Source organism: Hymenobacter sp. BRD67 (assembly GCF_013256425.1).
Lineage (GTDB): Bacteria > Bacteroidota > Bacteroidia > Cytophagales > Hymenobacteraceae > Hymenobacter.
Genome location: NZ_CP053904.1, coordinates 1,396,395 through 1,414,680 on the forward strand (window position 1 = coordinate 1,396,395; position 18,286 = coordinate 1,414,680).

The following is an 18,286-nucleotide window of genomic DNA, read 5'->3' on the forward strand; positions in this document are numbered from 1 at the left end:
ATTGCTGCACTCTGCTCGCAATGACTGCGGTTATTCAAGGAGTCGAAGAAATGTTAGTCGATTTACGCATTCAGAATTACGCGCTCATTGAGCAGCTGGAGCTGCGGCCTTCGCCGCTGCTCAATATTATTACCGGTGAAACCGGGGCCGGCAAATCCATTATGCTCGGGGCCATCGGGCTGCTGCTGGGCAACCGGGCCGACTCGCGCATGCTCTTCAATACCGAGCGTAAGTGCGTGATTGAGGGCCAGTTTGATATCACGAACTATCAACTTCAGGATATATTCGAGTCGGAAGACCTGGACTATGATACGCAGTGCATTCTGCGGCGCGAAATCAGCCCGTCGGGCAAGTCGCGGGCTTTTGTCAACGACACGCCCGTGACCCTGGACGCCCTGCGTAAGATTGGCGCCAACCTCATGGATATTCACTCGCAGCACGATACGCTGCTGCTGGGCGATGCCGTGTTTCAGCTCAACCTGCTCGACCTCTACGCCAATCTGGTGCCCACGCGCACGCAGTACGGCAACGCCTACCGCCAGTACCGCAAGCTCGAAACCGACCTCAAGGCCCTCGAAGACCAGTCGGTGCAGGCTAGTAAAGAGTTGGACTACAACAGCTTTCTGCTAAGTGAGCTGGAAGAGGCCGGCCTCGACAAAGAAGACCAGGACGCGCTGGAGCAGGAGGTAAAGCAGCTGGAACACGCCGAGGAAATCAAGTACAAGCTCAGCCAGGCCCTGCATGGCCTGCGCGACAGCGAAACCTGCGCCACCGGCACCATGAAGGACGCCTCGACGCTGCTGGGGCAGGTGAGTGGCTACTCCGAGCAGTTTCGCGAGCTGCGCCAGCGCCTCGAAAGCTGCCTGATTGAGCTGCACGACATTGCCGACGAGGTAGAAACTGCCGAGCGCCGCACCGAGGGCGACCCCGCCCGCGCCGAGGAATTGCAGGCCCGCCTCACCGTGCTCTACAACCTGCAGCGCAAGCACCAGCGCCGTGACGTGCCCGGCCTGCTCGAAACCCGCGAAACTCTGCGCCAGAAAGTCGGCTCGGTGCTGAATCTCGACAAGGAAATAACCCGCCTGCGCAAAGACTCGGACGCGGCGCTGAAGCAGGCGACCACCCAGGCGGCCCGGCTCTCGGAAAGTCGCCGCAAGGCGTTTCCGAAGTTCGAAAAGGAGCTGAGCGCCCTGCTCGCCGACCTCGGGATGCCGCACGCCCGCATTGTGGTGGAGCACAAAACCGGCCCGCTGGCGGCCAGCGGCTCAGATATAGTAAATATTCTATTTACAGCAAACAAAGGCGCCCAGCCGCAAACCCTGAGCAAGGCCGCGTCGGGTGGTGAGTTTTCGCGCCTGATGCTGTGCATCAAGTACATGCTGGCCGACAAGACGGCCCTGCCCACGATAGTCTTCGACGAAATCGATACCGGCATCAGCGGTGAGATTGCGGTGAAGGTGGGCCGGATGATGCAGCAGATGGCCCACAAGCACCAGCTGGTGGCCATCTCGCACCTGCCGCAGATGGCGGCGGCCGGCGACACGCACTACTTCGTGTACAAGGAAGACCGCGCCGACCGTACGGTGAGCCGTATCCGCCAGCTTTCGCCCGAAGACCGCATCAAGGAAATCGCGCACATGATTGCCGGCGCCAAGCCCAGCGAAAACGCCCTGCAAAGCGCCCGCGAGCTGCTGGCGCTGCGCGGCGAGGCAGTGGCTGGGTAGGGGCACAGCCTCACATTTTCGTTACTTTTGTGCGCTAACCTGACTATTCCTCATGTCCAGTAACCTCCTCGCCGGCAAAGTCGGCATCATTTCCGGCGCCCTCAATTCCCAATCCATTGCCTGGAAAGTGGCCCAGAAGGCGCACGCCGAAGGTGCCCGCATTGTGCTCACCAACGCGCCGCTGGCCATGCGCATGGGCGAAATCAAGGTGCTGGCCGCCGAGATTGACGCCCCGATTATCCCGGCCGATGCCACTTCGGTGGAGGAGCTGGGCACGCTCTTTACCGAGGCGCAAAGTCACTTTGGCGGTAAAATCGACTTCCTGCTGCACTCGATTGGCATGAGCGCCAACATTCGCAAGAACAAGAGCTACGGCGACCTCGACTACAAATTCTTCCAGCAGACGCTCGACGTATCAGCGCTGTCGCTGCACAAGATGCTGGCCGTGGCCGAAAAGCAGGATGCCTTCAACGAATGGGGCAGCGTGGTGGCGCTCAGCTACATCGCCGCCCAGCGCGCATTCCTCGACTACACCGACATGTCACAGGCCAAGGCGGTGCTCGAAAGCATTGCCCGCAGCTACGGCCAGCGTCTGGGTCACCTCAAAAAGGTGCGCGTGAACACCATCTCGCAGTCGCCCACCAAGACTACGGCCGGCACCGGCATCAGCGGCTTCAACGCCTTTTATGAGTATGCCGACCGCATGGCCCCGCTCGGCAACGCGCCCGCCGAAGCCTGCGCCGACTACTGCGTATCGCTGTTTTCGGACCTCACGCGCTACGTGACCATGCAAAACCTGATGCACGACGGTGGCTTCAGTAGCACCGGCATCTCGGAGGCTATTGTGGACGCGATTACCAAGTCGACTGAGTCCGAAAAGGAGGCGTAGAATAGTTTCTCGCTAGTACACACAAGCCCGGCCAGTGTGGCTTGTCCTTACCCAAATCTCGTAGAGAAAGCGCCGGCCGGTAGGCCGGCGCTTTTTTAGTGCCCTACGCGTTGGCGTGGGATGCGCATTTCTCAGCAATTTTGTGATGCCCAGCAATGGGCCAGCACGCATTTTGGGACCGTACAGCTCGGTGATGTGCGCCGCCAGCGGCGCGTCTGTACGCTAGTAGCTGGCTGGGCCCGCCAGCCTGGGGCCAGTATCCCGCAGTTGGGGGCCGGGTCGGCCTACGCTAGCAAGGCCGCCTACCAGTTGCTGGGCGGGGCAGCCGTCACACCCGACATCCTGCAAGAGCCACACCGCCAATTAGTTCAGCAGCAGTTGCAGCAGGCCGGCACCTATTTGCTGGTCGAGGACACGACCCAGTTACGCTGGGCCCCCGCCACGGCCCGCCGGGCGGGCCTGGGACCAGTGGGGGCGGGGGCCAGCGGGGAGCAGGGCGTACTGCTGCACTCGTTGGTGGCCGCCAGTTGGCCAGCCAGCGACCTACCGGCGGGGGCGGTGCGCCCACCGCTGCCCTTGCTGGGGCTGCTCGACCAGCAGTTTTACGTGCGCCAGGCCCGGCCAGCGGCCGAGAAGGCGCACCCCCACGGCGGCAGCCGGCCCCGGCAGGGGCGGGTGCGCGAGTCCGCGCTGTGGGCGCGCAGCCTGCGCGCGGTTGGCTCACCGCCGGCGGCTGGGCGCTGGGTCGTGGTGGCGGACCGCGGCGCGGATATTTACGAGCATCTGCGCCAATGCCGACAGCAGGGGCTGGGCTTTGTAGTCCGGGCCGCCCAAGACCGGGGCTTGGTCGCCCCATCTGAGGCGCCACCGCCGACGCTCTTTGCCGTGGCCCGGGCGCAGCCTAGTGCCGGGCAACTGGAACTGGCCTTGCGTGCTCGTCCGGGCCAAGCGGCCCGGCAGGTGCGCCTGCAGGTGAGTTACAGTGCCGTGTTGGCGCTACGCGCTCCCCAACGGCCGGGCGCTAGTACGGGCAAAGGGGAACCGGTGGCTGCCAGCGTAGTACGGGTGTGGGAGCCGGGCGGTAAGCTGGAGTGGCTCCTACTGTGTGACGACGTGATAAGCAGCTTCCCCCAAGCACAGGAACGGGCTCGACAGTACGCCAGCCGCTGGCTCATCGAGGACTTTCATAAAGCCCTGAAAACGGGCCTGGGTGCCGAGCGCTTGCAACTGCACACCGCCCCACGCCTGTTTGCGGCGGTGGCCTTGCTGAGCGTGGTGGCGCTGGCGCTAGTGGACCTGCGCGAGCATAGCCGCCAGCAACCCGATGCACCAGCTGAGTCGTCAGGTCTATCAGCCAGCTATTTACGGGTCTTGCGCAGCCAGCGCACGCGGCCCATTCGAACCGTGCGGGAGGTATTCTACGCCCTGGCTGGACTGGGTGGGCACCTGGGCCGAACCGGCGATGGACCGCCAGGCTGGCAGACGCTCTGGCTCGGGCTGGTGAGCCTGCGCTACTTAGCCGAAGGCGTACGGCTGGCCGCCCTGTTGCCCCGGAAGAGCACTAAAAAAGCGCCGGCCTATCGGCTGGCGCTTTCTCTACGAGATTTGGGTAAAGACAAGCCAGTGTGGTCGGGCTTGTGTGTTTCAGGTAGGGTCGACGCTGGTTATCTGGCGCTTTCGTTGCCGTCTACCGGCTCGGCTTCTTTGTGCAGAATGGCCGCTACGACCTTATCAGGCAGCACGTTGCCGATAAGACCCTGCACCTTATTCATAAAGCCCGAGATAACCTTGTCCTGGCCAGCCAGCAGCGCTTCGTAGCCATCTTTTGCCACGGTGGCGGGGTCAGCTTTCGGGCCTTCAGCCACCAGTTTGGCGCGCTCCATATCGGCTTTGTGAAAGAAGTCGGTGTCGGTGACACCCGGCTCTAAAATCGTGATAGTGACGCCGTTATTCTTGGTTTCTTCACACACCGCCTCAGTGAAGGACGTAATAAACGCCTTGGTGCCGTGGTATACTGCTTGCAGCGGCCCCGGAATCTCGGCCCCCAGGCTTGATACCTGCAGGATTTTACCGCTTTTGCGGGCTATCATTTCCTGCAGATATAGCTTGGTGAGGGTAACGTAGGCACCGATATTGAGCTGAATAATATCAAGCTCGCGGTTGATGTCGGTGGTCGTAAATTCCCCATACTGGCCCTGGCCGGCGTCATTCACCAAGGCCTCAATCTGGATGCTCTTGGCTTTGACTTCGTCGTACACCTCAAATGGACCCTGGCGCTGAAACAGGTCTTTGGCTATGGTCGTGACCTCGACGCCGTACTGCTGCGTTAGCTCATTGGCAGTTTGCGCGAGCTCGTCCTGGCGGCGGGCCACGATGACGAGGTTGTATTTATCCTGGGCGAAAAGCTTGGCCAGCTCGCGGCCAATGCCGCTGGTAGCGCCCGTAATGAGCGCGTATTTTGGGGTTTCTGCCATAGTAAAAGTGCTTTTAAACAAGTGGAAAGGGCTTTTCTTAACGACGGTAGTTGACAGGTGGTTATAGCCGGGCTTAGCTGAAGCCCGGCCGGCCGGCGGCTAAGCTGGGCGCAACGCTGAGGTAGGAGGCCGTGTCTATACACGTTGTCTCAGCTTGTTTCTTCACCCCTATTCTCATTCGGATGCAAAAATTTCTGCTCACGCTGGTAGCAGTCGGCGCACTGGTATCGCCTACCCTGGCCCAAACGCCCGAAAAAACGGACCCTGCCGCGCTGGCTAAAATCAAGGATGAAGGCCTAAACCGCTCCAAGGTGATGGAAACGGCCTTTTACCTGACCGACGTATGCGGCCCGCGGCTAGCCGGCTCCGAAGGCCTGGCCCGCGCCAACGCCTGGGCCAAGAAGCGCCTTACCGACTACGGCCTGGCCAATGCCAACGTGGAAGCCTGGGGCGACTTTGGCCGGGGCTGGGACATCGACAAGAGCTACGTGGCCATGACGGCCCCGTACTACCACGCCATGATTGGCGTGCCCAAGGCCTGGACGCCCGGCACCGGCGGCAGCCTGCGCAAGCAGGTGGCTTATGTAAACGTAAAGGCCGAAGCCGACCTTGAGAAGTATAAAGGCCAGCTGCGCGATAAAATTGTGCTGCTGCCCGTGGCCACGCCGCCCCAGCCCAACTTCGAGCCCGATGCCAAGCGCCTCACCGCCGATGAGTTGCAGAAAATGGCCGACGCGCCTGCGGGTGGCGCGCCTACCGCCGCTAATCGCCCCGCCGAAGCTAACCCTGAAGCCCGCCGCGCTGCCATGCTCGCCGCCCGCGAGCTTCGCCAGAAGCTGGGCGATATGCTGCTGGCTGAGGGGGCGGCTGCTGTGCTCAGCCCCGGCCGGGGCTCCGATGGTACGGTGTTCACCACTAATGGCGCGCCCTATGCCGCCGACGCCAAGCCCGTGCTGCCCGAGCTGGAAATGTCGAGCGAAGACCAGCTGCGGCTGATTCGCCTCGTGGATGCCGGCGTGCCGGTAGAAGTTGAGATGGAAACCAAAACCCATTTCCAGACCCAGGATTTGAAAGGCTACAACGTAGTGGCCGAAATTCCGGGAACCGATAAAAAGCTCAAAAGCGAGGTGGTCATGCTCGGCGGCCACCTCGACTCGTGGCACGCCGCCACCGGGGCCACCGACAATGCCGCCGGCTGCGCCGTGATGCTGGAGGCCGTGCGCATTCTGAAGGCTACGGGCCTGAAGCCGCGCCGCACCATTCGCGTTGCGCTCTGGGGTGAGGAGGAGGAGGGGCTGCACGGCTCGCGCAACTATGTGAAAAACCACTTTGCCGACCCGGCCACCATGGTGCTCAAGCCCGACCACGAGAAGCTGGCCGCGTATTTTAACCTCGATAACGGCGGCGGTAAAATCCGGGCATCTACGCGCAGAGCAACGAGGCCGTGAAGCCGATTTTCACCGCCTGGCTTCAGCCGTTCGCTGATATGGGCGCCAGCACCGTAACCTTGCGCAACACCGGCAGCACCGACCATATCTCCTTCGACGCCGTAGGCTTGCCGGGCTTTCAGTTTATCCAGGATGGCCTCGACTACTTCTCCCGTACTCACCACTCCAACCAGGATACCTACGACCGCCTCGTGCCCGACGACCTCAAGCAGGCCTCGGTGGTAGTGGCCTCCTTCGTGTACAATGCCGCCATGCGCGACCAGAAGCTGCCCCGCAAGCCGCTGCCCGCTGCCGTGAAGCCGCAGTAGCGAGCGCGCGAAACTGAAGAAATAAGCCCGAACTTCGTCGGGCTTATTTTTTGTCGTCTCCGGGAGTATCGGAGACGGCCGCTATTCCCGCTTATGCTACAACGCATCCAGTTAACTCGTCTGAAATACGCCGCTGCCCTGACGCTGGCCAGCCTGTTTATCGGCCTGGCTGGCTTCATGGGCATCGAGCACTTTAACATGGCCGACGCGTTCTACATGAGCGTGATTACCGTTTCGCCGGGTGGCTACGAGCAACTGCGCCCGCTCTCGGAAGCTGGCCGCATCTTTACGGGCTGCTACATCCTCTACAACCTACTAGTCGTTGCCTACTTCGTTTCGGTAATCACGACGTTTATCTTTGATGGGGAGCTGCGCCGATTATTCAATATGTACCGTACTGACCAGGAAATCAAGCGCTTCAGCGGCCACGTTATTATCTGCGGCTTTGGCAGCAACGGGCGCAAGGCTTACCAGCGCCTGCTGCTCAACAGCGTGCGGGTAGTAGTTATTGAGCTGAACGAGCAGCTGCTAAAAGAGCTGACCGAAGGCCGCAACGGCGTCGATGTGGACGGCGACGGCGTGGCCGGCGGCAAAATATTCTCGGTGCTGGGCGATGCCACCATGGACCCCGTGCTGGAGCAGGCCGGCGTGGCGCGGGCCTCGGCCATCATCGCGGCGCTGCCCAACGACTCGGATAATATGTCGGTGGCGCTGTCGGCGCGGGCACTCAATCCGCGCCTCAACATCATTGCCCGCGCTTCGCATAAAGTGTCGGAGCGCAAGCTGATTGCGGCTGGCGCCAACTCGGTGGTGATGCCCGACGAGATTGGCGGCTCGCAGATGGCCGACCTGGTGGTGCGCCCCGAAGTAATCCGGTTTCTGGATATGATTTCGGGCCTGAGCGCCGACAAGCTGCGCCTCGAAGAATTGAGCTATGAGCAGATGCGCCAGGATTTGCGCGGGCGCAGCATCCGCGAGCTGGATATCCGCTCGCTGACCGGTGCCACGGTTATCGGCCTGCGCCAGCACAACGGGGCCCTGCTCGTGAGCCCGGACGCGAATTACAACCTGGAGCCGGGCGATGTTATCCTGGTGCTGGGCAGCGAAACGCAGATTGAGGCATTCGAAGTCCGCTTCCGGCAGCTGTAATTGTGTTTTTTGATTACCTGCTTACAATTAAGCACTTTAGAAAATTAAAAACGAACGTCATGCTGAGCTTGCCGAAGCATGACGTTCATCTCCTTTAACTTGAATAAAAGTTTTATTAATAAATTATTTATATAAATTTTTTATATTATAAGTTAATTTAACTCAACCACCAGGTAAGCTCAGGCGAACACCCCGTCTGAAATAGCGTAGATGTAGCCCGCCTTTGCGTAAAACTATGTCTGCTACTCCTCAGATTGGGCAACCCCACCGCCGCGTCGACGGCCGTCAGAAAGTTACCGGCCAGGCTCGTTACGCCGCCGAGCACTTAGTGCCGGGCTGCGTGCACGGGGTGCTGGTTACCAGCACTATCGCCGCCGGCCGCATCACGCACCTCGATACTGCCGAAGCGGTCAAAGCCCCCGGCGTACTGGCCATCGTGTCGCACCTGAACTCGCCCAAAGTGCCCGGCTACGAAAATCCGCAGCCCGATGAGCGGGTGGAGGGCCAGCAGTTCCGGGTGTTTTTCGACGCTGAAATTCACTACAGCAACCAGCCGGTAGCCCTGGCCATCGCGGGTACGCTGGAGCAGGCGCAGCACGCTGCCGCGCTGGTACGCGTGCAGTACGAGCACACCGCCCCGCAAACTGATATCACCAAGGGCTTAGCCAGCAGCTACAAGCCCAAAAAGGAAAAGGACTATACCCGCGGCCAGCCCCAGGCCTACAAAACGGCCCCGGTGCAAGTAGCGCACGAGTACCAGACGCCGCTGCAGGTGCACAACCCGATGGAGATGCACGCCGCCATTGCCGAGTGGCAGGGTAATAAGCTGGCGGTCTGGAACAAAACCCAGGCGCCCTCGCTGGCCCAAAAGGACCTGATGAAGCTCTGGGCTCTGCCCAAGGAAAGCGTGCAGGTACATTCGCCGTTCGTAGGCGGGGCATTTGGGGGCGCGTCGCGCATCTGGCCGCCCGAGATGGCCGCAATCATCGGCGCGAAGGTGGTGGGCCGCCCGGTGAAGGTGGTGAACCAGCGCGAGCAGGAATTCAACATGGTGGGCTACCGGCCGCGCTCGGTGCAGCGGGTAGCGCTGGGCGCGCAGGCCGATGGCACGCTGGTGGGCATGTCGCACGAGGCGTTTGGGGCCACTTCGCGCTACGAGCAGTTTACCGAGCGCATTCTGCATCCCACCAAGTCGGGCTACCGCTGCCCAATGCCGAGCTGACGTATCACCTTGTGCCGCTGGATATGAGCACGCCCGCCTGGGCGCGCGGCCCTGGCGAGACTACCGGCTCGTTCGCCCTCGAATCGGCGATGGATGAGCTGGCCTGCGCCCTGAAGATGGACCCGCTGGCGTTGCGCCTGAAAAACTTTGCCGAGGTAGACCCTGAGGGCGACAAGCCATGGAGCAGCAACTACCTGCGCGAGTGCTACGCCCAGGGCGCCGAAAAATTTGGCTGGAATAAGCGCAACCCCGCGCCCGCCGCTACCCGCGACGGCGACTGGCTGGTGGGTCAGGGCCTGGCGATGGGCATCTACCACGCCTCGCGGGCTAAGGCCAGTGCCCGCGCCCGCCTGCTGCCCGATGGTACCCTGCTGGTGCAGAGTGCCACGGCCGATGTCGGCCCCGGCACGGCCACCGTCATGACCCAGATTGCCGCCGATGCCAGCGGCGTGGCCCCCGAAAATATTCGCTTTGAGCTGGGCGACGCAGCTTACCCCGAGGCGCCGGGCCAGTTCGGCTCGCACACCGTGGCCTCGGTTGGCGCGGCCGTGCACGACACCTGCGTGGCGCTGAAGCAGCAGCTCCTTAATCTGGCGTTTAGTGTGCCGGACTCGCCCTTTGCCAAGGCTAAACTTACTGACCTGGTGGCGGAGGGCGGCACAGTGTACCTGGCCGGCCACCCCGGCACCAGCCGCGTGTATGGCGACGTGCTGCGCCAGGCCGGCCAGCCGGCGCTCGAAGTCACGCACGAGTCGCCCGAGGTGCCGGAAAAAGGGGAGAAGTCGGGCAAGTCATTCTGCGCCACTTTCGTGGAGGTGCGCGTAAATGCCCACACCCGCGAGGTGCGCATGAGCCGCATCGTGTCGGCCATCGACGCGGGCCGCATTATGAACCACCAAACTGCCCGCAGCCAGGTATACGGTGCCCTCACCTGGGCAATTGGGCTGGCGCTGATGGAAGACGCTGTGCTCGACCACCGCTTCGGCCGCATCACCAACCACGACCTGGCTAACTATCATGTGCCCGTCAATGCCGATGTGCCTCTCACTATCGACGTGCTTTTCATCGACCAGCCTGATACCTACCTCGACCCGATGGGTGCCAAAGGGTTGGGCGAAATCGGTATTGTGGGTGTGAGCGCGGCTATTGCGAATGCGGTGTACCACGCTACTGGTACGCGGATAAGAGAACTGCCGATTACGCCGGATAAGTTGCTGTAATAGAAGAGGTTTTAACGGGCCTCAAAAAAACGCATATCGGCAATGGCAATCCCATACGCCTGTTGAATATGGCTGTCAAGTTCTCGTAAAAATGATTCAAAGCAGTGAGTTATTTCGCCTGGACCGAGAATCGTTTCAGGATAATTTGCAGCCCATGCAGACTTTATTTCATAATGATGCTTGTCAATTTTTGTAAGGTGCAAAACCGGGTTTTCTGTGTACTTGTCTGATGAATAATCAAAATCAGATAATAAACCAGTTTTTACTTTGATTAGCCAGCTATTAACACAAAGTGCAAAATCAAGGAGAGAAATTCCGTCATCAAAAAATACTGAGTCCTTGAGGATAATAGTAAAGTATAGGGATATTTTATTAAAATATCCCTATTAACTTGAATGACACTGAATGCAAATTTTATCCTTACCCCAGCTTTTCCTTAAACAGCCGTAACGTACGCTCCCAGGCCAGTTTAGCCGCCTCGGCATTGTAGCGAGCCGGTGAGGTATCGTTATTAAACGCGTGGTTAACGCCTTGGTACACAAATAGCTCGTAGGGAGTGTGCGCGGCTTTCAGGGCCGCTTCGTAGGCCGGGATGCCGGCGTCGATGCGCTCGTCGAGGCCGGCGTAGTGTAGCATCACGTTAGCTTTTATCTGGGGCACGTCTTCGGCCTTGGGCTGCTGGCCATAGTAGGCTACGGCGGCGTTGAGCCTGGGGTTTTGCACCGCGAGCTGGTTGGCCAGCCCGCCGCCCCAGCAGAAGCCTACGCAGCCGGTGCGGCCGTTGCATTCGGACCGGGCGCGCAGGTAGGTGAGGGCGGCGAGGTAGTTATGGAGGTTTTTCTGCGGGTCGAGCTGCCCGATTAATTCGCGGCCCTTGTCCTCATCGGTGGGCGTACCGCCCGCCACCGACAGCGCATCGACGCCCAGCGCTAGGTAGCCCGCCTGCGCCACCCGCCGGGTTACATCTTTGATGTGCGGCGTGAGGCCCCGGTTTTCGTGAATTACCACTACTGCGCCGCGCTTTTTCCTGCCCTTAGGCTGCACCAGGTAGCCGCTCACGGTAGCGCCGTCGCCGGGCCAGGTCACAGTTTCTTCCACTAAATCTTCGGCCAGGGGCGAGATGGTCGCCGCCCGGGCATAGCCAGGCTCCAGCACCGAAAGGGCCGTGGTAGCCAGGGCCGCGCTGCCCGCCAGCACCAGCAGGCGGTCCAGAAACTCCTTGCGCGAGAGTGGGCGGTGGGTGTACTCGTCGAAGAGATTGATGATGCGCTGGTCCATAGTGGGTAGGAATGAGTTGCCGCCGCAAGGTATTGCGCGCCTGCTTATTCCGGGCTGCGCACGGGTTGCAGCGTTTGAAAATAAGCTGCTGACCCTAACAGTCGGCTGCCGTACCAGCTAAAAAGCTCCCCATCCACAACTTGAATTTTTGCGGCCGGACAAATAGTTTGAAACTCAGCCACGTGCTTTTCGCTGAACGGGTAAGGCTCGGATGATAAAAAAATGTGCGTCGGCGCCGCTTTAGCTAGCTGCTCGGGCGTCACTTCGGGGTAGCGGCCTAAGTGCGTAAAAGCATTGGAGAAGCCTGCCCGGCGCAGCATAGCGTCGATAAATGTGTCGCTGGCCGCTACCATATAAGGTTTGCGCCAAATAAAATAGGCCGCTGGCAGCAATGTGGTAGCCGGCCTAAGCTTGTCAAACGAATGTTCGATAGCGGAGGCAAGTGGGTCGGCAAGCCGGGATTTATCCGTGATGTCTCCGATGCGGCGAATCATATCAAGCGCCTCTGGTAAATCTGTCACGTTACTCATCCAGACCGGATACGAAAGGGCTAGCTGATTAATGCCTTCTTGGTAATTCTCTTCCTTATTGCCAATAATTAAATCTGGCTGAGCCGCCTTGATTTTAGCGAAATCAAAATTCTTGGTGCCGCCGATTACGCTGGCCGAGTGGCGGGCAGATGGCGGGTAAATACAAAACTTGGTTACGCCTGCCGCCTGCTTCTGTAATCCCAAGTCAAATAATAACTCGGTTTGGGAAGGCACCAGCGAGACAATGCGCAACGGGGATAAGGATACTGTACCTCCCTGCCCATTTGGTCAACTACAGTGCGCAATCGCTGATGCGAATTGTAAGCCATGCGAGTAAATAAAAACCGTCACCGGAGTATTTAAACCAGCATGACGTGCTGTTAGGAACTATAAACGCTAGTGAGAATTAGCTGAAATACCGAAAATCGTGGCCGTCCTCAATCCGCAGCAGCGTTTCGTAAATAAGGCGTGTCACGTTGTCCACATCATCGCGGTGCACTGTTTCGACGGTGGTGTGCATGTATTTCAGCGGCAGCGAGATAAGCGCCGACGCTACGCCCGAGCCCGAGTAGGCAAACGCATCGGTATCGGTGCCGGTGGCGCGGGTAGCGGCGGCGCGCTGAAATGGAATATCGGTTTCCTTGGCGGTGGTAATAATCAAATCGCGCAGATTATTCTGCACCGCCGGGCCGTAGGTGATAACCGGGCCTTTACCGCAGAAAATATCGCCGCTGGTTTTCTTCTCGTACATCGGCGACTGCGTATCGTGCGTCACGTCCGTAATTATCGCCACGTCGGGATTAATGCGATGCGCTACCATCTCGGCCCCGCGCAGGCCAATTTCCTCCTGCACCGCATTCACGATGTAGAGGCCGAAGGGCAGCTTTTTACCATTCTCTTTCAGCATCCGGGCTACTTCGGCTATCATGAAGCCGCCCACGCGGTTATCCAGCGCGCGGCCCACGTAGTACTTATCGTTGAGCACGGTAAACTCGTCTTCGAACGTGACCACCGAGCCGACGTGGATACCCATTTCCTCTACCTCATCGGCACTGCTGGCGCCGCAGTCGAGGAAGATAGTTTCAATGGTTGGGGCCTTGTCCTGCTCCACCTTGCGCACGTGAATGGCAGGCCACCCAAATACGCCTTTTACAATCCCTTTTTCGCCGTAAATATTTACCCGCTTGCTCGGTGCCACCAGCGCATCGGAGCCCCCATTGCGACGCAGATACAGGTAGCCTTCCTTGGTGATATAATTCACGAAATACGATATCTCATCGGCGTGCGCCTCGATGACGACTTTGTATTTCGCGTCGGGATTAATTACGCCGACTACCGTGCCGTACGTATCGACAAAATACTCATCGATGTAGGGCTTAATGTACTCCAGCCACAGTTTCTGGCCTTCTTTCTCGAAGCCGGTGGGGGAGGAGTTATTCAGATACTTCTCAAGAAAGGCAATGGACTCGGGACGCATAGCTATTGATGAATTTAACGCAAAGTTTCGCAAAGTTGGGCGCGAAGTCTGGAAAAGCCGGCTTTACAAAACTTCGCGCCCAACTTCGCGAAACTTTGCGTTAAAGAAGGAATTACAGCGGAATGTTGCCGTGCTTTTTGCGCGGCAGCGTATCCACTTTATTTTCCAGCATTTTAAAGGCGCGAATTAATTTCTGCCGGGTTTGCGAAGGCATAATTACTTCGTCTACGAAGCCCCGGTGCGCGGCGCGGTAAGGCGTGGCGAATTTCTGCTGGTACTCGTCTACCTTTTCCTGGAGCTTGGCTTCAGGGTCTTCGGCTGCCGCGATTTCGCGCTTGAAGATAATTTCGGCCGCGCCCTTGGCGCCCATCACGGCAATTTCAGCGGTGGGCCAGGCGAAGTTGAGGTCGGCCCCGATGTGCTTGCTGTTCATTACATCGTACGCCCCGCCGTAAGCCTTGCGGGTAATGACGGTGATGCGCGGCACGGTAGCCTCGCAGAAGGCGTAGAGCAGCTTGGCGCCGTTGGTGATGATGCCGCGCCACTCCTGGTCGGTGCCGGGCAGAAAGCCGGGCACATCTTCGAGCACGAGCAGCGGGATATTAAACGAGTCGCAGAAGCGCACGAAGCGCGCCGCTTTGGTGCTGGCGTTGATATCAAGCACGCCGGCCAGCACGGCCGGCTGGTTGCCCACGATGCCGATGCTGCGGCCGGCCAGCCGCGCGAAGCCCACCACGATGTTCTCGGCGAAGTTCTGGTGCACCTCCATGAACGAGCCGGCATCAATCAGGCCCTCAATTACCTCGCGGATGTCGTAGGGCTGGTTGGCGTTATCGGGAATGAGTGTATCAAGCGCCGGGCGGCTCTCATCGCCTTGCGGCGAATAAGCCACGGCGGGCGCGGTTTCCTCGCAGTTCTGGGGCATGTAGCTCAGCAATTGCTTGAGCTGCTGAATAATGGCTACCTCATTAGGCGCCGTGAAGTGCGTAACGCCGCTCTTGGCCGAGTGCGTGCTGGCCCCGCCGAGCTCTTCGCTCGTCACATTTTCGTGGGTCACGGTCTTCACCACGTTGGGGCCGGTCACGAACATATAGCTCGTGTTTTCGACCATCAGAATGAAGTCCGTAATGGCCGGCGAGTACACCGCGCCGCCCGCGCACGGCCCCATAATGGCCGAGAGCTGCGGCACCACGCCGCTAGCCAGCGTATTCTTGTAGAAGATGTCGGCGTAGCCGCCGAGGCTTACCACGCCCTCCTGGATGCGGGCACCGCCCGAGTCGTTGAGGCCAATTACCGGTGCGCCGTTCTTCATCGCCAGGTCCATGATTTTGACGATTTTTTCGGCGTGCGTTTCGCTCAGCGAGCCGCCAAACACCGTGAAATCCTGCGAGAAAACGTACACCAAGCGGCCGTGCACGGTGCCGTAGCCGGTCACTACGCCGTCGCCGAGGTAATATTCCTTATCGAGGCCAAAGTCTTTGGCACGGTGCATTACAAACTTGCCGATTTCCTCGAACGAGCCTTCATCGAGCAGCAGGTCAATGCGTTCGCGGGCGGTGAGCTTGCCTTTTTTGTGCTGGGCATCTATGCGGGCCTGGCCGCCGCCGAGCAGGGCTTCCTGGTTTTTGGCGGCAAGCAGCTCGGTTTTGGAGAGGGTGGGGTGGGCGGCTACGTGGGGGTCGGCCATTGGAAAGGTCGGAGAGGTTGGGGTAACTTTAACGTAAAGCCAAAGATAGGCGGCCGTAGCGTGGACTCTGCGAGTCCGCGCGTGGGAACGTTGTTCAACGAAGCAACGCGCGGACTCGCAGAGTCTACGCTACGTTACTCCCAGCCCAAATCGGCGTTGATGGGTGGCGTAGGGTCGAGCGACTTCCACAGGTACTTGCAGGCCAGTGAGCGGTAGGGGCGCCAGGGCTCAGCCAGCAGCAGCATTTTCTTTTGCAGCGCCCGGCCGGTTTCTTCCAGGTTATACCATTTGCGCATGGCGTTTTGCAGGCCCAGGTCGCCTTCGCTGAATACATCGGGCTGGTCGAGGGCAAACATTTGCAGCATCTGGGCCGTCCACCGGCCCACGCCTTTGATGGCGGTGAGGTGGGCCGTGAAGGCTTCCTCGTCGAGCTGGCTCAGCTGCTCGTAGTCGAGCAGGCCGCGCTCCTGGTAGTCGGCAATGGCCTTGAGGTAGCCGATTTTTTGGCGCGACAAGCCGGCTTCCCGCAGCTCATCCTCCTCCAGGCGCAGCACCTCGCGCGGCTCGGGGTAGCCGTCGGGCCTAAAAAGCGCCGTAAAGCGCCGCCAGATGGCCGCCGCTGCTTTGGTCGAAATCTGCTGGCTTACGATGGCGCGCAGCAGCGCCAGATACAGGTCTTCGTGGGCGGCGGGGCGCACCGGGCCGGCCACGCGGGCAATGGTCTGGGCCAGAATCGGGTCGGCCTGGCGCAGGTGGGCCAGTGCGGCGGCGTGCCAGTGGGGTTCAGAAGTGGAGTCAGACATAAGATTGTGCAATAGCCAGCCAACGATAGGCTAGCCGCTACTGAATTTTGCCAAACGACTAAATATCTTCTGGCGCGGTGTGAATAGCAACAGTTTCGAGTACCTCGCCGGTTTCGCTCAGGCGCAGAGCGGTGAGAAAATGGCCGTCGGCTGCGCCGGTGTCGAGGTAAATGGCGTTGGCCGTTTCGTCGCGCTCGGGCCGGTGGCTGGCGGTGGGCGTGTGGCCAACAACCTGCAAGCAACCAGTGTTGCGTAACGGGCCGCGCCGCCACAGCACGCCGTCGTTGCTGGTAGGGTCCAGTGGGTCGGGCACGTCGGCAATGCCGGCGTGGGAGAAAAAGAGATGGTCGTTGCGCCAATACAGCGGGCGCTGGCTCAGCCAGGCGGCGTGCCCAGCCAGCCAGGTGCGGTGTCGCTGGTATTGCCTCAAGGTAGCGCGGCCGCCCCAGCCCAGCCAGGCCCGGTAGGGGCCGTCGGGCCCCAGGTGCGCGGCCAGGCCCCAGTCGTGGTTGCCTTGCAGAAATACCGTTTTATCGGAAAAATCCTGACTGAGCTGGCGGCAGAGCGCCACGGTTTCGGGCGAGTAGTTGCCGCGGTCCACGAGGTCGCCGAGCTGCACCAGGGTTTCTTCCGCCGGCCGCCAGTGCGTGAGCAGTTCCCGCAGCGTGTGCAGGCAGCCGTGGACGTCGCCGATTACGAAGAAATTCATCCTGACTATATACGTAACTGACTTGAAAGCGCTACTCCGACCCGGTCGTGGTGGGCGCCCCCGCCGGCCGGCTCACCCCCAGCCAGCGTACCAGCGGCTCAATCGTCAGCCCCTGCCCGATAATGGAAAATACCACAATAACGTAAGTGATGCCCACCAGCAGCTCGCGAGGCGCCGAAGTTGGCAGGCTCAGCGCCAGCGCCACCGACAGCCCGCCGCGCAGCCCGCCCCAGGTCAGTATGGGCACGCTCCGCTGCGAGGGCGTAAACAAGCCGCTGCGCCCCAGCCCCACCAGCGGCAGCCATACGGATAGCAGGCGCGCCGCCAGCACCACCCCAATGGCCGCCACGCCTGCCCCAATTATGCGGCCCGTAATGGGTAGCACCAGCGCCTGCAGGCCCACCAGCACAAACAGCACGGCATTGAGCACCTCATCGACCAGCTCCCAGAATTTATTCACGTAATCCTGCGACTCATCTGAGCATACCGGGCTCAGGCGGCTGAAGTGGCCCACCAGTAGCCCGGCCATCACCATCGCCAGCGGCCCCGAGGTGTGCAGGCAGTGAGCCAGCGCCGTGCCCCCGGCTACCAAGGCCAGCGTTATCAGTACCTCCACCTGGTAATTATTGATGCTGCGCAGCAGCCAGGCAGCGCCTAGCCCCAGCGCCGTGCCCAGCGCTACGCCGCCCAGCGCTTCCTGAGTAAAAATGCGTAGTGTATGACCGATGGTAACAGTCTGCGAGCCTGGCTGCGCCATTTCCAGCAGCACCACAAACAGAACCACGCCCACGCCGTCGTTGAACAGCGACTCGCCCACAATCTTAATTTCCAGGTCTTTCTCGATGTTGGCTTTGGTCAGAATGCTGAGCACGGCCACGGGGTCGGTGGGCGAGATGAGCGCCCCAAACAGCAGGCAGTACACCAGCGACGTAGGCAGCCCGAGCCAGGACAGCAGCCAGTACATGGCCCCACCCACCAGCCCCGTGCTCAGGGGGGTACCCAGAAGCGCCAGCGTGCCCACCGACCAGCGCAGCCGCCCCAGCCGCCGGGTATCGACGTGGATGGCGCCGGCGAAAAGCAGGAACCCCAGCATCACCTGCATCACGAGGGCGCTGAAGTCTATTTTGCCTACCACATGAGCCAGGTCCAGCACTGGCGTAACACCCAGTCGGGCCAGCCCCACCAGCGCGAGTGAGGCTACCAAACCTAAGACCATCAACCCGATGGCGGGAGGGAGTTTAAGAAAGCGGTGATTGAGGTAGGCAAAAGCCGCTGCCAGCACCAGCAGCAGAGAAAAGGCGTTATATAAATCCATTAGAAAAACGTAGGAGCTGCCTGCGAGCACGCAAGCAGCCCCGGACGATTGAT

Annotated in this window: 15 protein-coding genes and 1 pseudogene; 8 read left to right on the forward strand and 8 right to left on the reverse strand. The window is 60.2% G+C overall.

The window, feature by feature from the left end:
- Nucleotides 1-50: 50 nt before the first annotated feature.
- The 3 genes and pseudogenes from recN to GKZ67_RS23125 form a co-directional block, all read left to right on the forward strand.
- On the forward strand, nucleotides 51-1,724 hold the full coding sequence (gene recN, locus GKZ67_RS06450) for a DNA repair protein RecN (RefSeq protein ID WP_173246504.1): 1,674 nt from the start codon (nucleotides 51-53) through the stop codon (nucleotides 1,722-1,724).
- A 52-nt stretch (nucleotides 1,725-1,776) separates the two neighbouring features.
- Complete coding sequence (locus tag GKZ67_RS06455) at nucleotides 1,777-2,613, forward strand: enoyl-ACP reductase (RefSeq protein WP_173241627.1); 837 nt, start codon at nucleotides 1,777-1,779, stop codon at nucleotides 2,611-2,613.
- A gap of 120 nt (nucleotides 2,614-2,733) precedes the next feature.
- Nucleotides 2,734-4,092 (forward strand): annotated as a pseudogene (locus GKZ67_RS23125) (IS4 family transposase); the annotation flags it as partial.
- 185 nt (nucleotides 4,093-4,277) lie between these two features.
- Here GKZ67_RS23125 and GKZ67_RS06460 read toward each other — a convergent pair.
- A complete protein-coding gene (locus GKZ67_RS06460) occupies nucleotides 4,278-5,087 on the reverse strand; it encodes an SDR family NAD(P)-dependent oxidoreductase (RefSeq protein WP_173241628.1) in 810 nt (269 codons plus the stop codon).
- A 182-nt stretch (nucleotides 5,088-5,269) separates the two neighbouring features.
- Here GKZ67_RS06460 and GKZ67_RS06465 point away from each other — a divergent pair, with 182 nt between their 5' ends.
- The 5 genes from GKZ67_RS06465 to GKZ67_RS23140 all read left to right on the forward strand — a co-directional run bounded on the left by GKZ67_RS06465 (nucleotide 5,270) and on the right by GKZ67_RS23140 (nucleotide 10,434).
- Nucleotides 5,270-6,535: a M20/M25/M40 family metallo-hydrolase gene (locus GKZ67_RS06465; protein WP_254245096.1), complete on the forward strand. Its 1,266-nt coding sequence runs from the start codon at nucleotides 5,270-5,272 to the stop codon at nucleotides 6,533-6,535.
- A 38-nt stretch (nucleotides 6,536-6,573) separates the two neighbouring features.
- On the forward strand, nucleotides 6,574-6,843 hold the full coding sequence (locus tag GKZ67_RS23130; protein ID WP_254245097.1) for a M28 family peptidase: 270 nt from the start codon (nucleotides 6,574-6,576) through the stop codon (nucleotides 6,841-6,843).
- Nucleotides 6,844-6,936: 93 nt separating this feature from the next.
- Complete coding sequence (locus GKZ67_RS06470; protein WP_173241629.1) at nucleotides 6,937-7,992, forward strand: potassium channel family protein; 1,056 nt, start codon at nucleotides 6,937-6,939, stop codon at nucleotides 7,990-7,992.
- 235 nt (nucleotides 7,993-8,227) lie between these two features.
- A complete protein-coding gene (locus GKZ67_RS23135) occupies nucleotides 8,228-9,214 on the forward strand; it encodes a xanthine dehydrogenase family protein molybdopterin-binding subunit (protein WP_254245098.1) in 987 nt (328 codons plus the stop codon).
- Between the two features lie 23 nt (nucleotides 9,215-9,237).
- Nucleotides 9,238-10,434, forward strand: a complete 1,197-nt coding sequence (locus tag GKZ67_RS23140; protein WP_254245099.1) for a xanthine dehydrogenase family protein molybdopterin-binding subunit — start codon at nucleotides 9,238-9,240, stop codon at nucleotides 10,432-10,434.
- Nucleotides 10,435-10,854: 420 nt separating this feature from the next.
- On the opposite strand, the gene GKZ67_RS06480 is transcribed toward GKZ67_RS23140, so the two are convergent.
- The 7 genes from GKZ67_RS06480 to GKZ67_RS06510 form a co-directional block, all read right to left on the reverse strand.
- Nucleotides 10,855-11,712, reverse strand: a complete 858-nt coding sequence (locus GKZ67_RS06480; RefSeq protein WP_173241630.1) for a dienelactone hydrolase family protein — start codon at nucleotides 11,710-11,712, stop codon at nucleotides 10,855-10,857.
- Between the two features lie 44 nt (nucleotides 11,713-11,756).
- A complete protein-coding gene (locus GKZ67_RS06485; RefSeq protein WP_173241631.1) occupies nucleotides 11,757-12,494 on the reverse strand; it encodes a helical backbone metal receptor in 738 nt (245 codons plus the stop codon).
- Nucleotides 12,495-12,648: 154 nt separating this feature from the next.
- Nucleotides 12,649-13,719, reverse strand: coding sequence for a M42 family metallopeptidase (locus GKZ67_RS06490; RefSeq protein ID WP_173241632.1), 1,071 nt, complete (start codon nucleotides 13,717-13,719; stop codon nucleotides 12,649-12,651).
- A 112-nt stretch (nucleotides 13,720-13,831) separates the two neighbouring features.
- Nucleotides 13,832-15,406 carry an acyl-CoA carboxylase subunit beta gene (locus tag GKZ67_RS06495; protein WP_173241633.1) on the reverse strand — a complete coding sequence of 525 codons (1,575 nt, stop codon included), beginning with the start codon at nucleotides 15,404-15,406 and terminating at the stop codon, nucleotides 13,832-13,834.
- Between the two features lie 134 nt (nucleotides 15,407-15,540).
- Nucleotides 15,541-16,209 (reverse strand): DNA-3-methyladenine glycosylase family protein, encoded by a 669-nt coding sequence (locus GKZ67_RS06500; RefSeq protein WP_173241634.1) that lies wholly within the window; start codon nucleotides 16,207-16,209, stop codon nucleotides 15,541-15,543.
- Between the two features lie 58 nt (nucleotides 16,210-16,267).
- Nucleotides 16,268-16,918 (reverse strand): metallophosphoesterase, encoded by a 651-nt coding sequence (locus tag GKZ67_RS06505; protein WP_173241635.1) that lies wholly within the window; start codon nucleotides 16,916-16,918, stop codon nucleotides 16,268-16,270.
- 31 nt (nucleotides 16,919-16,949) lie between these two features.
- Nucleotides 16,950-18,233 (reverse strand): cation:proton antiporter, encoded by a 1,284-nt coding sequence (locus GKZ67_RS06510; RefSeq protein ID WP_173241636.1) that lies wholly within the window; start codon nucleotides 18,231-18,233, stop codon nucleotides 16,950-16,952.
- Nucleotides 18,234-18,286: the final 53 nt, after the last annotated feature.